Annotated in this window: 13 protein-coding genes; 10 read left to right on the top strand and 3 right to left on the bottom strand. The window is 68.0% G+C overall.

What is annotated here, in order from left to right:
- The first annotated feature begins 17 nt into the window (after window positions 1-17).
- The 6 genes from ACODS5_RS12460 to pdxR all read left to right on the top strand — a co-directional run bounded on the left by ACODS5_RS12460 (window position 18) and on the right by pdxR (window position 7,133).
- The gene (locus tag ACODS5_RS12460) at window positions 18-1,232 is read left to right on the top strand and encodes a M20/M25/M40 family metallo-hydrolase (protein WP_134692670.1); all 1,215 of its coding nucleotides are present in this window, start codon (window positions 18-20) and stop codon (window positions 1,230-1,232) included.
- Window positions 1,233-1,246: 14 nt separating this feature from the next.
- Window positions 1,247-2,746 carry a glycolate oxidase subunit GlcD gene (gene glcD, locus ACODS5_RS12455; protein ID WP_489108843.1) on the top strand — a complete coding sequence of 500 codons (1,500 nt, stop codon included), beginning with the start codon at window positions 1,247-1,249 and terminating at the stop codon, window positions 2,744-2,746.
- The gene (glcE, locus tag ACODS5_RS12450) at window positions 2,746-3,792 is read left to right on the top strand and encodes a glycolate oxidase subunit GlcE (RefSeq protein WP_489108804.1); all 1,047 of its coding nucleotides are present in this window, start codon (window positions 2,746-2,748) and stop codon (window positions 3,790-3,792) included. Before glcD ends, glcE begins: the two co-directional genes overlap by 1 nt.
- Before the next feature lie 9 nt (window positions 3,793-3,801).
- The gene (glcF, locus tag ACODS5_RS12445) at window positions 3,802-5,010 is read left to right on the top strand and encodes a glycolate oxidase subunit GlcF (RefSeq protein WP_134692672.1); all 1,209 of its coding nucleotides are present in this window, start codon (window positions 3,802-3,804) and stop codon (window positions 5,008-5,010) included.
- Between the two features lie 221 nt (window positions 5,011-5,231).
- The gene (locus ACODS5_RS12440) at window positions 5,232-5,570 is read left to right on the top strand and encodes a hypothetical protein (protein WP_489108803.1); all 339 of its coding nucleotides are present in this window, start codon (window positions 5,232-5,234) and stop codon (window positions 5,568-5,570) included.
- Window positions 5,571-5,699: 129 nt separating this feature from the next.
- Window positions 5,700-7,133, top strand: a complete 1,434-nt coding sequence (pdxR, locus tag ACODS5_RS12435) for a MocR-like pyridoxine biosynthesis transcription factor PdxR (RefSeq protein ID WP_489108802.1) — start codon at window positions 5,700-5,702, stop codon at window positions 7,131-7,133.
- Here pdxR and ACODS5_RS12430 read toward each other — a convergent pair.
- Complete coding sequence (locus ACODS5_RS12430) at window positions 7,126-8,322, bottom strand: cyanate transporter (RefSeq protein ID WP_489108801.1); 1,197 nt, start codon at window positions 8,320-8,322, stop codon at window positions 7,126-7,128. The two genes, pdxR and ACODS5_RS12430, sit on opposite strands and share 8 nt — an antisense overlap.
- Complete coding sequence (locus tag ACODS5_RS12425; RefSeq protein WP_489108800.1) at window positions 8,319-8,777, bottom strand: nucleoside deaminase; 459 nt, start codon at window positions 8,775-8,777, stop codon at window positions 8,319-8,321. The genes ACODS5_RS12430 and ACODS5_RS12425 overlap by 4 nt, the downstream gene beginning before the upstream one ends.
- A gap of 195 nt (window positions 8,778-8,972) precedes the next feature.
- On the opposite strand from ACODS5_RS12425, the gene ACODS5_RS12420 reads away from it, so the two are divergent.
- Window positions 8,973-9,410 carry a carboxymuconolactone decarboxylase family protein gene (locus ACODS5_RS12420; RefSeq protein ID WP_134692677.1) on the top strand — a complete coding sequence of 146 codons (438 nt, stop codon included), beginning with the start codon at window positions 8,973-8,975 and terminating at the stop codon, window positions 9,408-9,410.
- A 12-nt stretch (window positions 9,411-9,422) separates the two neighbouring features.
- Here the strand turns inward: ACODS5_RS12420 and ACODS5_RS12415 are convergent, their stop codons facing one another.
- A complete protein-coding gene (locus ACODS5_RS12415) occupies window positions 9,423-10,445 on the bottom strand; it encodes an AraC family transcriptional regulator (RefSeq protein WP_134692678.1) in 1,023 nt (340 codons plus the stop codon).
- A gap of 182 nt (window positions 10,446-10,627) precedes the next feature.
- On the opposite strand from ACODS5_RS12415, the gene ACODS5_RS12410 reads away from it, so the two are divergent.
- From ACODS5_RS12410 to ACODS5_RS12400, 3 genes are read left to right on the top strand one after another with little or no spacing between them, the layout of a single operon-like run.
- On the top strand, window positions 10,628-11,812 hold the full coding sequence (locus ACODS5_RS12410) for an acetyl-CoA C-acyltransferase family protein (protein WP_489108799.1): 1,185 nt from the start codon (window positions 10,628-10,630) through the stop codon (window positions 11,810-11,812).
- 12 nt (window positions 11,813-11,824) lie between these two features.
- Complete coding sequence (locus ACODS5_RS12405) at window positions 11,825-12,673, top strand: 3-hydroxybutyryl-CoA dehydrogenase (RefSeq protein ID WP_134692680.1); 849 nt, start codon at window positions 11,825-11,827, stop codon at window positions 12,671-12,673.
- Window positions 12,674-12,685: 12 nt separating this feature from the next.
- Window positions 12,686-13,273: a TetR/AcrR family transcriptional regulator gene (locus tag ACODS5_RS12400; protein WP_134692681.1), complete on the top strand. Its 588-nt coding sequence runs from the start codon at window positions 12,686-12,688 to the stop codon at window positions 13,271-13,273.
- The last annotated feature ends 27 nt before the right edge of the window (window positions 13,274-13,300 follow it).

Below are 13,300 nucleotides of genomic sequence, written 5' to 3'. Positions count from 1 at the left end.
GGACCGAGGCCTTGCCCATGCGTTTGCTAGCCACCACCCTCAGCCTTGCCCTGGCCAGCGCCCAGGCCGCCGACATCACGCCACAAGACCTGTTCAAGCAGGCCCAGGCCGAACAATCCCACTACCTGGAAACCCTCAAGAACCTGGTCGCGGTAGACACCGGCACCGGTACCGAAGCCGGCCTCAAGCAGGTCGGCGCCGAATTGGCCAAACGCCTCGAGGCCCTGGGCGCCGAGGTGAAAGCCACAGCGGCCACGCCCTCGGTGGGCGACAACATCGTCGGCACCTTCAAGGGCAGCGGCAGCAAGGACTTTCTGCTGATGGTCCACTACGACACGGTGTTCGCCCCCGGCACTGCGGCCAAGCGCCCGTTGCGCCTGGACGGCGCGCGCGCCTATGGCCCCGGCGTGGCCGACGCCAAGGGGGGCGTGGCGATGATCCTGCATGCGCTGAATCTGTTGCAGACCCAACAGTTCAAGGGCTACCGCACCCTGACCGTGCTGTTCAACCCCGACGAGGAAATGGGCTCGGCGGGCTCGAAGGCACTGATCGGCGAACTGGCGCGCCAGCATGATTTCGTCTTTTCCTACGAGCCACCCGACAAGGACGCCGTGACCGTGGCCACCAACGGCATCAACCGTCTGAAACTCGAGGTCAAGGGGCGCGCCTCACATGCCGGTTCAGCCCCCGAAGAGGGGCGCAATGCGCTGCTGGAACTGGCGAACCAGCTGCTGCAACTCGATGCGCTGGGCGACCAGGCCAAGGGCACCACGGTCAACTGGACCCTGGCCAAGGCCGGTGAAAAAGCCAACATCATCCCGGCCCTGGCCAGCGCCGAAGCGGACATGCGCTACACCGACCTGGCCGAGACCGCGCGGGTGCAAGCCGATGCCCAACGGATCATCGGGCAACGGCGGATTGCCGACACCCAGGTCAGCCTGGTGCTGGAAAAAGGCCGGCCGCCGCTGGCGCAGAACCCAGCGTCGACACAATTGGCAGCCACGGCGCACCAGCTCTACCGCAAGATCGACCGCAGCCTCGAGCCCATCGCCATGCGCTTCGGCACCGATGCCGGCTACGCCTACGTGCCGGGCAGCGACAAGCCGGCGGTGCTGGAAACCCTGGGCGTGGTAGGGGCCGGGCTGCACGGCGACGACGAGTACATCGAAGTCGACAGCGTGGCGCCGCGCTTGTACTTGAGCGTGGCACTGATTCGGGCGCTGGGGCAGTGAGCCACGCCAACAGCATGAGCATCCTCCACGACCAGCGCATCGACGGCGCGCTGCCGGTGGTCGACAAGCCCGCGTTGCTGGCGGCCCTGCGCGCGGCCCTGCCCGACCTGGAAATCCTCCACCGCGACGAGGAGCTCAAGCCCTATGAATGCGACGGTCTCTCAGCCTACCGCACGCTACCGCTGCTGGTGGTGCTGCCCGAACGCCTGGAGCAGGTGCAAGCGCTGCTGCAACTGTGCCACCAGCGCGGCGTGCCGGTGGTTGCCCGCGGCGCCGGCACTGGCCTGTCCGGCGGCGCGCTGCCCCTGAGCCAGGGCATCCTGCTGGTGATGGCACGCTTCAACCGCATCCTCGAAATCAACCCACAAGGGCGCTTCGCCCGGGTCCAGCCTGGGGTGCGCAACCTGGCGATCTCCCAGGCAGCGGCGCCCCATGGGCTGTACTACGCGCCGGACCCCTCGTCGCAGATCGCCTGCTCGATCGGCGGCAATGTCGCCGAGAACGCCGGTGGCGTGCATTGCCTGAAATACGGCCTGACCGTGCACAACCTGCTCAAAGTGCAGATCCTCACCATCGAGGGCGAACGCCTGGAGCTGGGCAGCGACGCCCTGGACAGCCCCGGCTTCGACCTGCTGGCGCTGTTCACCGGTTCCGAGGGCCTGCTTGGCATCGTCACCGAAGTGACCGTCAAGCTGCTGCCCCGTCCACCGCTGGCGCGGGTGCTGCTGGCCAGTTTCGCCAGTGTCGAGGACGCCGGCCGCGCGGTGGCCGAGATCATCGCCGCCGGCATCATCCCCGCAGGGCTGGAGATGATGGACAACCTGGCGATCCGTGCCGCCGAGGCGTTCATCCAGGCCGGCTACCCGCTGGACGCCGCGGCGATCCTGCTGTGCGAGCTGGACGGCGTCGAGACCGATGTGCACGACGATTGCACGCGGGTCGATGCCGTGCTGCGCCGGGCAGGCGCCCGCGAAGTACGGCTGGCCTGCGACGAAAGCGAGCGCGCGCGCTTCTGGGCCGGGCGCAAGAATGCCTTCCCGGCCGTCGGGCGGATCTCGCCGGATTACTACTGCATGGACGGCACCATCCCGCGCCGGGAACTGCCAAGGGTACTGCGCGGCATCGCCGCGCTGGCCGAGCAGTATCGGCTGCGGGTGGCCAATGTGTTCCACGCCGGCGACGGCAACATGCACCCACTGATCCTGTTCGACGCCAACCAGCCGGGCGAGCTGGCGCGCGCCGAGGCCATCGGCGGCAAGATTCTCGAGTTGTGCGTGGCAGTGGGCGGCAGCATCACCGGCGAACACGGCGTGGGCCGCGAGAAGATCAACCAGATGTGCGTCCAGTTCAACCACGACGAGATCAGCCTGTTCCACGCGGTAAAAGCCGCCTTCGACCCCAAGGGGCTGCTCAACCCCGGCAAGCACATCCCGACCCTGCAGCGTTGCGCCGAATTCGGCGCCCTGCACGTGCATCAGGGGCAATTGCCCTTCCCTGACCTGGAGCGTTTCTAATGGATGCCGACCACAGCAGACACCTGCTGGAGCAAGTCAACCAGGCGCTGAACCTGAGCACGCCACTGCGCATCCAGGGCGGCAACAGCAAGGCCATGCTGGGCCGACCGGTGGCCGGCGAAATCGTCGACTTGCGCGACCATCGCGGTATCCTCAGCTACCATCCGAGCGAACTGGTGCTGACCGCCCGCGCGGGCACGCCGCTGCGGGAAATCGAGGCGGCGCTGGAGCAGGCCGGGCAGATGCTGAGCTGCGAGCCACCGCATCTTGGACCGCACGCCACCCTCGGTGGCATGGTCGCCGCCGGGCTGTCGGGGCCGCGTCGGCCCTGGGCCGGCGCGGTCCGCGACCTGGTGCTGGGTATACGCTTGATCAGTGGCCACGGCAAGTTGCTGCGTGTGGGCGGCGAAGTGATGAAGAACGTTGCCGGCTACGACGTCTCGCGGCTGATGGCCGGCAGCTTCGGCTGCCTGGGGCTGCTGACCGAAGTCTCGTTCAAGGTACTGCCCAAGCCACGCCGGTGCCTGAGCCTGCGCCTACCGATGCCGGCGCAGCAGGCCTTGGCCGCGTTGGCGCAGTGGGGCCAGCAGCCACTGCCGATCAGCGCCGCCTGCCATGCCGGCGAGGCGTTGCACCTGCGCCTCGAAGGCGGGCCGGGGTCGGTCCGCTCGGCCCATGAGCGGCTGGGCGGTGAAGTGATCGATAATAACTTCTGGCAACACTTGCGCGAACAGCGCCTGGCGTTTTTCGACGACCCGGCCCCCCTGTGGCGCCTGTCGCTGCCGATAGGTACCGGGCTGCTGGACCTGCCCGGACAACAACTGCTCGATTGGGCCGGCGCCCAGCGCTGGCTCAAGTCCGCCGCGCCGGCCGCGCTGATCCGCCAGCGGCTAGCCAAGGTCGGTGGCCATGCCACCGCCTATACCCCAGGCGACCACAGCAGCGCGCCACTGGCCCCGGCCCTGCTGCGCTATCACCAGGCACTCAAGGCGCGACTGGACCCCCAGGGCCTGTTCAACCCGGGCCGCCTGTATGCCGACCTGTGAGGCCCCACCATGCAAACCCACATGAGCGACGCCGCCCGCCAACTGCCCCGCGCCGAGGAAGCCGAGCGCATCCTGCGCACATGCGTGCACTGCGGTTTTTGCACCGCCACCTGCCCCACCTACCAACTGCTCGGCGACGAGCTGGATGGGCCGCGCGGGCGCATCTACCTGATCAAGCAGGCGCTCGAAGGCGCGACGGTCACGGCCAGCAGCCAACGTCACCTGGACCGCTGCCTGAGTTGTCGCAGCTGCGAGACCACCTGCCCGTCGGGGGTGGAGTACCACAACCTGCTGGACATAGGCCGCGCCGTGGTCGACCAGCAGGTTGCCCGACCACTGGCCCAGCGCCTGCTGCGCCACAGCCTGCGCGCCGTGGTGCCGCGGCCGGCGCTGTTCAAGGCACTGGTCCGCGCCGGCCAAGCGCTGAGGCCGCTGCTGCCTAGCAGCCTCAAGGCCAAGCTACCGGCCAACGCTGGCGGGCGACGCCCCGCGCCCCGTCACCCCCGGCGCGTCCTATTGCTTGAAGGCTGCGTGCAACAGGTGCTGGCGCCCAGCACCAATGCCGCCGCCAGCCGTTTGCTCGATCGCCTGGGCATCAGTGTCGAGCCGATTACCGAGGCCGGCTGCTGTGGCGCCGTAGACTACCACCTGGACGCCCAGGCCCAGGGGCTGGCGCGGGCACGGCGCAATATCGACGCCTGGTGGCCGGCCATCGAGGGCGGCGCCGAGGCCATCGTGCAAACGGCCAGCGGCTGTGGCGCGTTCGTGCGCGACTATGCTCACCTGCTGGCGCACGACCCCGGCTATGCCGCCAAGGCCGCCCGTGTCAGTGCGCTGTCGCGTGACCTGGTGCAGGTGCTCGAAGCCGAGCCGGTTGAACAGCTAGGCTTGTGCGCCGAGCAACGCCTGGCCGTGCACTGCCCCTGTACCTTGCAACACGCGCTCAAGCTCGGCGGCGCGGTCGAACGCCTGCTGACGCGCTTGGGCTTTCACCTCACCGATGTGCCCGACGGCCACCTGTGCTGCGGTTCGGCCGGCACCTACTCGCTGACCCAGCCGGTCCTGTCGCGGCAATTGCGCGACAACCGTCTTGCCGCGCTGGAGAGTGGCAGCCCGAACCTTATCGCCACCGCCAACATCGGCTGCCAACTGCACCTCGGCGGCGCTGGGCGCACCCCGGTGCGGCACTGGATCGAGATTGTCGAAGCCGCCCTGTAGGCACCGGCCTTGCACGCCAGCCTGAGCGAAAAAGTGCGGCGTACCTGGCGCGTGGCTGACGGGGATCAAGGCACAGTTCAGGCCGCTACCTTTATTTTCGGAAACCTCCTACCACAAGTACGGACGCTTCGTGATTGTTGCCCCACCTTCGGCAAACCATCATCCGGCCTGGAGACGCCACCACCGCCCACCGCGGCAGCCCTGCCAGACGAGGCCATGCCATGCCCAACGACAACCACCCTACCCGTGAACTGCGCCATACCTTGCGCCAGCTGCTGGCCCATGAGGTCAGCAACCCCGATGACAACCCGCACCTGTCGGGCGTGCGGTTCTTCTGTGCGACCGACGAACATACCCGGCAGTTGATCGAGCAGGTCGAGCTGCTCGCCAGCGAGGCGTTCTTCGATGCCAATGGGCGCGCTATCGTGGCGCGCATGCGCGATGCCGCCATCGATGGCGTGTGCATCAAGCAAAAGCGCAAGGTGGCCGAGGACGAAACGGTGATACGCATCGCGCTGCCTGACAAGGGGTATATCACCATCAGTGCGGCGCGGCTTTGAGGGGATTCGCCGATGGCCTTGCGATGAACACCTGCAAGCCCTACCCGGCCCGCCAATAAACCTGCCCCTCTTGCACCTTCCCGCGCAACCCCCGAAGCTTGACCATCCCCGCGCTTCGGACACACCCCCATGGAACTGCACATCCGCCTCGATGGCCGCAAAGGCCTCGCCGACCAGCTCTACCAGCAACTGCGCGCCGGTATCGACAGCGGTCACCTGGCCGCCGGCACCCAACTGCCGCCTACCCGCTTGCTCGCCGAGCAACTGGGCGTGTCGCGCAAGACCGTGGCCGAGGCCTATTCACGGTTGACCTACGACAACCTGCTCAGCGGCGTGGTCGGCCGTGGCACCTTCATCACCCCGCGCCTGCCATTGCGCGCCGATAACGCCGATGCCGCGCCACTGGCAGCTGCTGCCACCCTGGAGCGCTGGCGCCAACGGGCGACGATCCTCGGCCAACGGGCACTGGATGCGCCCTCGCGCTACGACTTCGTCGGCGGTGCCTCGAACAAGGCGCAGTTCCCCTACGACCAGTGGCGCAGTTGCCTGAACCATGCCCTGCGCCGTAGCCAGCGCCACAACGAACGGCAATTCCCGGCCCAGGGCCTGCCCGAACTGCGCGAGGCCATCGCCCATCACATCGCCTTCGCCCGCGGCGTGCAATGCAGCCCTGCCGAGGTGCTGGTGTGCAACGGTGCCCAGCAGGCCTTGGACCTGATCGCCCGGGTGTTGATCGAGCCAGGTTGCAAGGTGGCCATGGAAGACCCCGGCTACCCACCGGCTCGGCAATTGTTCCTGGCCCTGGGCGCCCGCTTGCAAGCGGTGCCGGTGGATGAGCAAGGGCTGTGCGTGGCGCAGATCGAGGATGGCACCCGGCTGATCTACGTCACCCCGTCACACCAGTTCCCGCTGGGCATGCCCATGGCCGACGCACGACGCCAGGCGCTGCTGGCCCGGGCCGCCGAGCTGGGCGCGCTGGTCATCGAGGATGACTACGACTGCGAGTTTCGCTACCAGGGCCCCGCCGCCGAGGCCCTGCAACGCCTGGACCGCCACGGGCTGGTGGCCTATGTCGGCACCTTCTCCAAGACCCTGTTGCCGGAGTTGCGCCTGGGATACGCGGTGCTGCCGCCGGCCGTGTTGCAGGCAGCCTGCGTGGCCAAGCACCTGAGCGACTGGCACAGCCCGACCCTGCAGCAATGGGCACTGGCAAGGTTCATCGGCGAAGGCCACCTGAACAAGCACATCCGCCGCAGCCATGAGGTGTACAGCGCCCGTCGCGCACGCATCCTGGCGCGCCTGAACGGCGACCTGGCGCCCTGGTTCGACGCGGTACCGGCCAGTGCCGGGTTTCACCTGAGCGCGCTGGCCAAACCGGGGGTGGATGTGGAGCTGCTGATCACCCTGGCGCGCAAGGTCGAGGTGGGGTTGTACTCGCTGGCGCCGTTCTTCAGCGAGGCCCCGGTCAGGCCAGGGCTGCTACTGGGCTTCGGCGCCATCGAGCTGCTGGATATCGACCCGGCCCTGGATCGGGTTTGCGATACCCTGCAGCGCCTCAGTTGAGCGCCGCTGGCGCGCCGGCCGGGCCGGGCCGGGCGATGGCCTTGGCGTAGCCGCGCGGGGCGAAACGCAGGGTCACCAGCAACATGGCCAGCACGGTGCAGGTCAGCACTGTCCACGAGGCCTGGAAGTCGCCGCTGACATCACGCAGCCAGCCAGTGATGTAGGGCACGGTCCCGGTGATGATGAAGCCCACCCCCTGCACGAACCCCGCCAGGCTGCCGGCCTCGGCCGGCGTGCGCAGGTGCTCCAGGGTCAAGGTCAGGCTGAGGCTGAAGCAGGCCCCCAGGCCCAGGCCGATCATCGCCACCCACAGCCCCATGGCCATGGCCGGCGCCAGCAACAGGCCGAGGAAACCACCCAGCTGGATCGCCAGCGCCAGCCACAACCCCGGGCGGCGATCGGCCAGGCGGCGCAACAGCAAGGGCAGCCCCAGGGCACCGCTAACCTGGAACAGGGTCATCAGCCCGACCAGCTCGCCGCCGCCTTGGGCCGTGCCGCCGTGCTCCAGGTGATAAGCCGGCAGCCAGGCGACCATGCTGGTATAACCGCCGTTGATCAAGCCGAAGTACAGCGCCAGCAGCCAGGCGCGGCGGTTGCCGAACCAGTGGCCGCCAGTGGTGCCGCCCAACGTCGGCAGGTCATGTCGCGGGCGCAGGGTAAGCCAGGCCAGCAGGGCCAGCAGCGCGGGCAACGCCCATACCCCCAGCCCCACCTGCCACTGGCCGCTGTAGGCGGTGATCGATGGTCCCAAGACCGCTGCCAGGCCACCACCGCTCATCAACGCCGCCGAATACAGGCCCATGGTCGCAGCCAGGCGGGTCGGGAACCAGCGGTTGACCAGCCCCGGCATCATGCCCTGCACCAGCGCCACGCCCAAGCCGGCGATCACCGCGCTGGCGATCAGCGCCCAGGCGCTGTCCAGCTGCAACCGCCACAGGCAGGCCGCGGCGATGGCCGCAAGGCCCGCGAGCATGCCGCCATGTTCGCTCAACCAGCGCCGCAGCCAGGGCTGCAGCAATGGCACCAGGCCCATGCACAGCACCGGCAGCGCGGTCAGCAACGCCGCTTGCTGGTAGCCCAACCCGGTGCTCTGGCGCATGGGTTCGAGCAACGGTCCGATGCTGGTGAGCATCGGCCGCAGGTTCAGTGCCAGCAGTATGACCAACAGCAGGTTCAGTGCGTTTCTCATGCCTGGCGGGCCTGCTGCCATTCGGCGTACAGGCCCGCTTCGCCGACAGGCTTGAGTGGGCGCAACGCCAGGCTTTGCTGTTGCGCAGGCCTGGCCATCTGCGCGTACACCGCGGCGGTGGACAAGCCATAGGGCTCGCCCTCGTCGTTGTCGTAGGCGAACCAGGCGCGCTCGATGCCGCACAGGTGCATGGCTGCCAGGCACATTGGGCACGGATGGCCGCTGGCATAGATTTCGGCGCCGCCCAGGCGCGCGCGGCCCAGGGCCTGGGCGGCCTTGCGAATGGCCTGCATTTCGGCGTGGCTGGTCGGGTCCTGGGTGCTGTGGATTTCGTTGACGGCCCGGGCGACGACCTGGCCCTGGTACACCAGCACCGCGCCGAATGGGCGGCCGCCGGCCTGGATATTGGCGCGGGCCAGGTCGATGGCTTCGCGCATGAAGTGTTCGGTGGGCATACAGCGTTACTCCAGTGAAGACCTGGCCATTATCCCGGCTCCACCGCCCGGGCAGAAATGAAGAGATTGGATGCCTGTCAGTGGCCACCTGAATGGCGGCATTGGCCTCCCGATAAAGCGCTGCATTGGCTATTCGGCGTCGCCCGCGCTGGCGCTAAGGTAACGCCACTTACCCTCAATCACTGGAGCCTGGACATGCACGACCGAATCGAATGGGCCAAACACTCGCCGCTGGCCTACAAGGCCATGGTCGGCCTCGAGCAAGCGCTGGTCAGCTCGGGCCTGGAGCACTCGCTGCTGGAGCTGGTGCGCCTGCGCGCCTCGCAGATCAACGGCTGCGCCTACTGCGTGAACATGCATGCCAACGATGCGCGCAAGGCCGGCGAAACCGAGGCGCGCCTGCAGACCTTGAGCGTCTGGCGCGAAACCCGCTATTTCAGCCCGCGTGAACGGGCCGCCCTGGCCTGGGTCGAAAGCCTGACCCGCCTGCCCGAACGCGGCGCGCCGCAGGCGGAGTACTCGGCGTTGCTGGAGCACTTCGATGCCACTGAAATCGCCAACCTGACCCTGGCCATCGCCACCATCAATGCCTGGAACCGCTTCGGCGTGGGCTTTGCCATGGTGCCGGCCTGACACGGCCAGCCGTCAAGGCGTCTGGCCGCCGGCTGACACCCGTGCCCGGTAGCTGCCTGGGCTCTGCCCGGTCCACTTCTTGAACGCCCGGTGAAACGCGCTCGGCTCCTGGAAGCCAGTCTGCCCGGCGATCTCGGCAATACTCAGGCGCCCTTCGCGAAGCAGCTCGAAGGCCATGGCCCGGCGCACCTCGTCCTTGATCTGCTGGTACGAGCGCCCTTCGCGCTCCAGTTGCCGGCGAAAGCTGCTGGCGCTGAGCCGCTGGCGCTCGGCCATGGCGTTGAGGGTCGGCCACTGCCCGTAGTGGCGGGCGCGCAGGTGCCGGTAGACCTCCGCCACCAGGCCGTTCTGGTTGCGAAAGCGGATCACCAGCCCCTGCGGCGCGCTGCGCAAGAAGGTCTTCAGCGCTGCCAGGTCCTGTACCACCGGCAGGCGCAACCAGGCGCTGTCGAACTCCACCTCGGTACGCCCGCTGCCCAGGCGCAGGTCCGGCCCCCAGAGCAGGGCGTCGTCCTCCTGGGCCGGGCGCGCCAACGCAAGTTCAGTACGGTCGATGGCGATACGCCGCCCGGCCAGCCAGCACAGCAGGCCAACCACCAGCACCAGGTAGGTTTCCTCGGCATACACCCGGGTCAAGGGATCGTCGATGCTCGAGGTCACGCTGATCACCGCCCGGGCGCCGCGCACGCTGACACTGCCACGCAGGTCGCGCAGGAACAGGCCGAAGTTGCCCAGACACTGGCGCAAGGCCTTGCCCAGGTCCGGCTCCTGGATCAGCCCGCGGCAAATCAGGGCGAAACTGCCCAGCGGCATGCCGTGGCGGTCGAGGTGGAAGAACTCGTCGTGTAATTGGTCGATCAGCGCCAGCCACAGCTGGGCGAAAGCCTTGGCCGGCACCCGCGCCTGGGGCTGGGCCAGCACCGCCGGGTCGATACCCACCGCGCGCAGGTGCGCGTCGCGCGCCGCCGGGCGCTCGCGCAGGGCATGCAGCATGGCATTGAGAAAGTACACCGCGACCGTATCGCTATCGCGCATCGCCAAGTAGCTCGCTGTCTGGACTGAGTGGCAAAAAATGCCAGGCTGGCTGAGCAGATCCGGCATAGGCCACTGGCGGGCCATTGCCTAGACTCGACCCACCCACGGGGTTGCAAGAAGCTGGCGCGCATTGTCGCAGAGCCTCGCCCCACCTCGCCATGCCTTCGCACACGGAGCCCTTCATGAGCAGCACAGAAATCTACGTCGTCAGCGCGGTACGCTCGGCCATCGGCAGCTTCGGCGGTTCGCTCAAGGACCTGCCCCTGGCCGACCTGGCCACCCAGGTGAGCCGTGCCGCCATCGAACGCTCAGGCGTGCCCGCCGAGCAGATCGGCCATGTGGTGATGGGCAACGTGATCCCCACCGAACCGCGCGACGCCTACCTGGGCCGGGTGGCGGCGATGAACGCCGGCATCCCCAAGGAAACCCCGGCGTTCAGTGTCAACCGCCTGTGCGGCTCGGGCCTGCAGGCGATCGTTTCGGCCGCCCAGGGCCTGCTGCTGGGCGACAGCGACATCGCCCTGGCCGCCGGCGCCGAATCCATGAGCCGCGGCCCGTACCTGCTGCCGCAAGCCCGCTGGGGCGCACGCATGGGCGACCTGCAAGGCATCGACTACATGGTCGGCATCCTCCACGACCCGTTCGAACACTTCCACATGGGCATCACCGCCGAGAACGTCGCCGCGGCCCATGGCATCACCCGCGAAATGCAGGATGAACTGGCCCTGACCAGCCAGCGTCGGGCCGCCCGCGCCATCGCCGAAGGCCGCTTCGACAGCCAGATCGTGCCCATCGAGCTGAAAACCCGCAAAGGCACCGTGCAGTTCGCCGTGGACGAGAACGTGCGCGCCGACGCCAGCGCCGAACAACTCGCCGCCATGAAGGCGGTGTTCAAGAAGGACGGCACCGTCACCGCCGGCAACGCCAGCAGCATCAACGACGGCGCCGCCGCCCTGGTGCTGGCCACGGGCGATGCGGTGCAGCGCCTGGGCCTTAAACCACTGGCGCGCCTGGTGGCCTACGCCCATGCCGGTGTCGAGCCGGCGCTGATGGGCCTGGGGCCGATTCCAGCGACCCAGAAGGTGCTGGAAAAAGCTGGCCTGAAGGTGGCCGACCTGGACGTGATCGAGTCCAACGAGGCCTTCGCCTCCCAGGCCTGCGCCGTGGCCCGCACGCTGGGCTTCGACCCGGAAAAGGTCAACCCCAACGGCTCGGGCATCTCCCTCGGCCACCCGGTCGGCGCCACGGGCGCAATCATCGCCACCAAGGCCATTCACGAACTGCACCGCACCCAAGGCCGCTACGCCCTGGCGACCATGTGCATCGGCGGCGGCCAGGGCATCGCCATCGTCTTCGAACGCGTTTAAGGAGCCAGCAGGATGACTATCGAACAGATCGCCGTGATTGGCGCCGGCACCATGGGCAACGGTATCGCCCAGGTCTGCGCCCTGGCCGGTTACCAGGTTTTGCTGGTGGACGTGGCCGAGGCGGCCCTGGAGCGGGGCCTGGCCACCCTGGGCAAGAACCTCGAGCGCCAGGTCAGCAAAGGCACCGTCGAGGCCGACAAGGCCGATGCGGCCAAGGCGCGTATCCGCACCAGCACCGATTACGCGAAGCTGGCCGATGCACAACTGGTGATCGAGGCGGCCACCGAGAACCTGGCCCTCAAGCAACGCATTCTCCAGCAGGTGGCGGCCAACGTGAGCGCCGACTGTCTGATCGCCACCAACACCTCGTCGCTGTCTGTGACCCAACTGGCCGCCAGCATCGACAACCCGCAGCGCTTCATCGGCGTGCACTTCTTCAACCCAGTGCCGATGATGGCCCTGGTCGAGATCATCCGCGGCCTGCAGACCAGCGACAGCACCTACGCCCAGGCGCTGCTGGTGACCGAAAAGCTCGGCAAGACGCCGATCACCGCCGGCAACCGCCCAGGCTTTGTGGTCAACCGCATCCTGGTGCCGATGATCAACGAGGCGATCTTCGTGCGCCAGGAAGGCCTGGCCAGCGCCGAGGACATCGACACCGGCATGCGCCTGGGCTGCAACCAGCCGATCGGCCCGCTGGCCCTGGCCGACCTGGTGGGCCTGGACACCCTGCTGGCGATCATGGAGGCCTTCCATGAGGGCTTCAACGACAGCAAGTACCGCCCCGCCCCGCTGCTCAAGGAGATGGTCGCCGCCGGCTACCTCGGGCGCAAGAGCGGCCGCGGCTTCTTCAGCTACTGAGGAGCGCAGGCCATGCCCCCGGTCAACGCGGCGCTGCGCTGCGCCAATTTCGAGGAACGGCGCGACCGGGCCATGGCCCTGTTCGCCGAGAAGGGTTTCGGCCAGGTCAGCATGCGTGAGCTGGCAGCGCACGTGGGCCTGACCGCGGGCTCGCTGTATCACCACTTCCCCAGCAAGCAGGACCTGCTCTACGACCTGATCGAGGAGCTCTACGAGGAACTGCAGGCCACCCTGGAGCAAGGCCGCCGGGCCCGGGCCCAGGGCAGTCCGGTACTGCCCTGCCTGATCGGCGCACACTGGCAGTTGCAGGCCGAACGACCGATGCAGTTCCGCCTGGCCGAACGCGACTTCTGCTGCCTGAGCATCGAGCAACAGGCACGCCTGGGCGCCTTGCGCGAACGCTACGAGGCTGGCCTGCTACGCCTGGTCGCACCGCAAGCGCGCCGCAGCGGTGAAGCGCTGGCGGCCACCGGGCATGTGCTGGCGACCTTGCTCAACCAGCTGCCGGGCATGCTGCGCGCACGGGCCCTGAGCGAGGTCGAAGGGTTGAGCCTGATGCAAAGCCTGGTACAAGGCGCTATAGAGCGCAGCTTGGGCTGAGGCGTTTTCCTGCAGAAAAAGCGCGGG

The organism is Pseudomonas sp. FG47, from assembly GCF_057809115.1.
The sequence above is the reverse complement of the archived record's forward strand: the minus strand, read 5'-3'. Positions and strand labels throughout refer to the sequence as shown.